Raw genomic sequence first — 2,843 nt, 5'->3', positions numbered from 1 at the left:
CGCCCGAGGCCGCCGCGCCCTCTGCCGCCGCCCGGACGGCGACGTCCAGGGTCTCGCAGCGGGTGTAGGGCACGGCGCCTTCCAGCGTCGCGGCGAAGGCGTCGGAGGCGGCGCCGATCAGGTAGGCGTGCGCGATGCGCTCAAAATACGGGACCAGCGGGAAGATGCCGCCGTCCTTCGCCTTGCCGCCGAGGATCCAGTGGATGTCGCGGAAGGCGGTGAGCGCCTTCTCGGTGGAATCGGCGTTGGTCGCCTTGGAATCGTTGACGAACAGCACGCCGCCGTGGACCCGGACCTCCTCCATCCGGTGCGGCAGGCCGGGAAAGCTCGCGAGCCCGGCCTGGATGTCGTCGGGCGGGAGCCCGAGCGCGCGGGCGACCGCGACCGCCACGGCCGCGTTCTGCCAGTTGTGCGCGCCGCGCAGCGACCGGATCGCAGACACGTCGGCGATCGGCGCACCATCACGGTCCGCGATCACCCCGTCACGGACGGTGACGGCGTCGGCGGTGAGCGCCGCGTCGCGGGGCACGTGGATGCGGGTCAGCCGGTCGCCGCCCCGTTCCGCGAACCGGTCCGCGATGGCGCGGCTCGGCCCGTCGTCGACGCCGACGACCGCGCGGTCCGAGCCCTGGATCAGCCGCTCCTTGATCGCGGCGTATTGCGCAAAGGTGCCGTGGCGGTCGAGGTGATCGGGGGTGATGTTGAGGAGCACGCCGACGCTCGGATCGAGCGAGGGCGTCAGGTCGATCTGGAACGAGGACAGCTCGACGACGTGGATGCGATCGGGCGCCGGGGGCGCCAGCGACAGGATCGCGGTGCCGATGTTGCCGCCCATCTGCACGTCGCGCCCGGCCGCGCGCAGGATGTGCGCGATCAGCGCCGTGGTGGTCGACTTGCCGTTGGTGCCGGTGATCGCGACGAACGGCGCGCCCGGCGCGATCGCACGCCGCTCCCGGCAGAACAGCTCGATGTCGCCGACGATCTCGATGCCGGCCGCCTTGGCGAGCGCGACCGTCCAGTGCGGCACCGGATGGGTCAGCGGCACGCCGGGCGAGAGGATCAGCGCCGCGAAGCCCGACCAGTCGGCCGCGCGCAGGTCCGCGGTCTCGATCCCCTGGGCGGCGGCCTTGGCGACGCCCTCGGCGTTGTCGTCCCAGGCGATCACGCGGGCGCCGCCTTCCTTCAGGGCGAGCGCGGTGGCGAGGCCGGAGGCGCCGAGCCCGAACAGGGCGACAGCGCGGCCGGCGTAGGTTGTGGCTGGGGTCATCGGAAACTCGGAACAGGTCGGCAATCGGGGTTGTCCCGCCCCTCCCCCCTCATCCTGGGGTGCCCGCGTCGGCGAGCCTCGAAGGCGACCTCCAGAACACATGGCGGTCGCTGGAGGACTCCTTCGAGGCGCCCGCTTCGCGGGCGCATCTCAGGATGAGGGCGGGGGTGGGACAAGCGTCGGTTGCGCAAAGTCTACCACAGCTCACCGCAGCTTGAGCGTCGCCAGGCCGGCGAGCGCCAGGATGACGGCGATGATCCAGAACCGGATCACGACCTGCGGCTCCTTCCAGCCCTTCTGCTCGAAGTGGTGATGGATCGGCGCCATGCGGAAGACGCGCTTGCCCGTGAGCTTGAACGACGCGACCTGGATGATCACCGACATGATCTCGAGGACGAACAGGCCGCCGACGATCGCCAGGACGATCTCGTGCTTGGTGGCCACCGCGACGACGCCGAGGAGGCCGCCCAGAGCGAGCGAGCCGGTGTCGCCCATGAAGATCTGCGCCGGCGGCGCGTTGAACCACAGGAAGCCGAGCCCCGCCCCGATCACCGCGCCGGCCACCACCGCGAGCTCGCCGGTGTCGCGCACGTAGTTCACCTGGAGGTAGCTCGCGGTGAACGAGTTGCCGACGAGGTAGGCGATGACGCCGAAGGTGCCGCAGGCGATCATCACGGGGACGATGGCGAGCCCGTCGAGGCCGTCGGTCATGTTCACCGCGTTGCCCGCGCCGACGATGACGAAGCCGCCGAACAGCACGTAGAACCAGCCGAGATTCAGCAGCGCGTCCTTGAACACCGGGAAGGCGAGCTGGTTCTGCAGCGTGGACGGCGAGAAGTAAGAGATCGCGTAGCAGGCCGTGATCGCGATCAGGGCCTCGAGCCCGAGGCGGAGCTTGCCCGAGAAGCCCTTGTGCGACTGCTTCGTCACCTTGAGGTAGTCGTCGTAGAAGCCGATCGCGCCGAAGCCCAGCGTCACCGTGAGGGTGATCCAGACGTAGTGGTTGCGCGGGTTGGCCCAGAGCAGGATCGCGACGATGGCGCCGGCCAGGATCATCAGGCCGCCCATGGTCGGGGTGCCGCGCTTGGTCAGCAGGTGGGTCTGCGGCCCGTCCTCGCGGATCGGCTGGCCCTTGCCCTGGCGCAGGCGCAGCAGCGAGATGATCAGCGGCCCGAACCAGAACACGAACAGGCCCGCCGTGAACAGCGCGCCTCCCGTCCGGAAGGTGATGTAGCGGAAGACGTTGAGGGCCGAGAGCGTGCCGCTCAGGTCCGACAGGAGATACAGCATCCGGGGGCTCGGTGGCTTGGCTCACACGAAGAAAGGGCGCCGGCGGGACGCGAACGGTCCCGGGGCCTCGGCGGACGATCAGGTGCCGGTCACGGCCCGGCGGACAGGGCCGACGCGTCGTGGCGCGCCGGGGGGTTCGCGTAGCGGGCTTTGAGCGCCTCGACAATCCGACCCATGCGAATACTGTTCGAGCCCTTGACCATCACGGCGTCGCCCGGCCGCAGGATCGCGGCCAGCGGCTCGACGAGGTCGGCCGAGGCGGCGGCCGCGATGCCCCGGCGCGCGA

Annotated in this window: 2 protein-coding genes and 1 pseudogene; all 3 read right to left on the bottom strand. The window is 70.6% G+C overall.

Annotated features, from left to right (window positions below):
* Positions 1-1,267, bottom strand: a 1,267-nt coding sequence (gene murD / locus FV223_RS24410; protein ID WP_147729393.1) for a UDP-N-acetylmuramoyl-L-alanine--D-glutamate ligase, incomplete at its 3' end; no start/stop codon positions are given.
* 204 nt (positions 1,268-1,471) lie between these two features.
* Positions 1,472-2,557 (bottom strand): phospho-N-acetylmuramoyl-pentapeptide-transferase, encoded by a 1,086-nt coding sequence (gene mraY / locus FV223_RS24405; RefSeq protein ID WP_147729392.1) that lies wholly within the window; start codon positions 2,555-2,557, stop codon positions 1,472-1,474.
* Positions 2,558-2,646: 89 nt separating this feature from the next.
* Positions 2,647-2,843: pseudogene (locus FV223_RS24400) on the bottom strand (UDP-N-acetylmuramoylalanyl-D-glutamyl-2, 6-diaminopimelate--D-alanyl-D-alanine ligase); the annotation flags it as partial.

Source organism: Methylobacterium sp. WL116 (genome assembly GCF_008039455.1).
Classification (GTDB): domain Bacteria; phylum Pseudomonadota; class Alphaproteobacteria; order Rhizobiales; family Beijerinckiaceae; genus Methylobacterium.
Note: the sequence above shows the minus strand (reverse complement) of the source record. Positions and strands in the feature narration are given on the sequence as shown.

Coding starts and splice junctions, on each gene's coding strand:
- mraY (WP_147729392.1), bottom strand. CDS start 2,557: ATGCTGTATCTCCTGTCGGACCTGAGCGGCACGCTCTCGGCCCTCAAC.